A 975-nucleotide genomic window follows, 5' to 3' on the forward strand; every position below is an offset into this window, starting at 1 on the left:
GAGAGAGGGGGCGCGTCATGCGCCAGGATATGAGAAGAGGATCATGCCGTCAGATGGTCTCATCCCGGCCACGATGCAGTGTGTGCCCGCAGAGGCTGTCGTGGATGTCCATGGCTGCAGATCCTCGGTCGGTATCCATGCGGCTTTCCCATAAGCGCGCAGGATGCGGGTCCAACCGCCTGAAGTCGTCGTGGTAACCGCAAGCTGGGGTGGGGCGACACCAACCTGTCTCGTATTGCTCCCTGGTCCGGCATAGACCGGTTCAAACGCCATGTGAGGCGACATGCACGTAACGTGCCCGCCAAGCGGCATCAGCTGCGCCTCAGGTGCGGGGTCGACAGGCGGTCCCCAGTCGCGCGGGCCGATGGCTTCCTGCCGCTCAGCAGCCAGTCGGTCGAGTTCGGCAGGCGGCACATCCTGAGCGTAGGCTGGCCCTGCCAGCAGGCCACCTGCCAGCAGGGTGAGGGTAAGCGTGGATCTGAGCGACACGGGGCGGCTCCTTTGCCTTGTTGGTCTCCCCCCAGTATGTCTCAGACCGTTGTGACGCTCTGCGTTCGGTTTTTGTTCCACAGAGCGTCACAACGCTCTGGTGCATCATGGGGAGAGAAGGAGACCCCAATGCGACATTCCCGAAACACTCTTCTGGCGGCTACAACCCTTGTGGCCCTTTCAACACTGGCGCAGGCCCAGCAATGCCCTACCCTGCCGCCTGTGGCAGTGACACCCCCGTTACCCGTCCCATCAGGCGCCGCCGACGCTGGTCCTGTCCTGCGTCCCACCCCGACCGTGCCTACGCCACGGCTCATCCCGGCCGGGGAAATTGCAGCAAGCCCTGCACTCCGACGCATCACCAGTACAGGTGCCAAAGTCTATGAGATCGGTAACCACGTCATGAATCATGGCCTTCAGGGTGTGTATGCCGTCAATGGCGACATCTTCCGGGTCTTCTACCTGACCCCGGATGGGCAGGCGCTG

The 975-nt window shown here is 62.9% G+C and carries 1 protein-coding gene and 1 pseudogene; one reads left to right on the forward strand and one right to left on the reverse strand.

All coding sequences use genetic code 11. The features are described 5' to 3' along the window. Positions 1 to 15: 15 nt before the first annotated feature. Entirely contained in the window at positions 16 to 489 is a 474-nt protein-coding gene (locus GOB83_RS14655) for an SH3 domain-containing protein (RefSeq protein ID WP_165926629.1), read from the reverse strand. Positions 490 to 618: 129 nt separating this feature from the next. Between GOB83_RS14655 and GOB83_RS14660 the strand changes: the two are divergent. After that, positions 619 to 975, forward strand: a pseudogene (locus GOB83_RS14660) (hypothetical protein); the annotation flags it as partial.

This window comes from Acetobacter fabarum (assembly GCF_011516925.1).
Classification (GTDB): Bacteria; Pseudomonadota; Alphaproteobacteria; order Acetobacterales; family Acetobacteraceae; genus Acetobacter; species Acetobacter fabarum.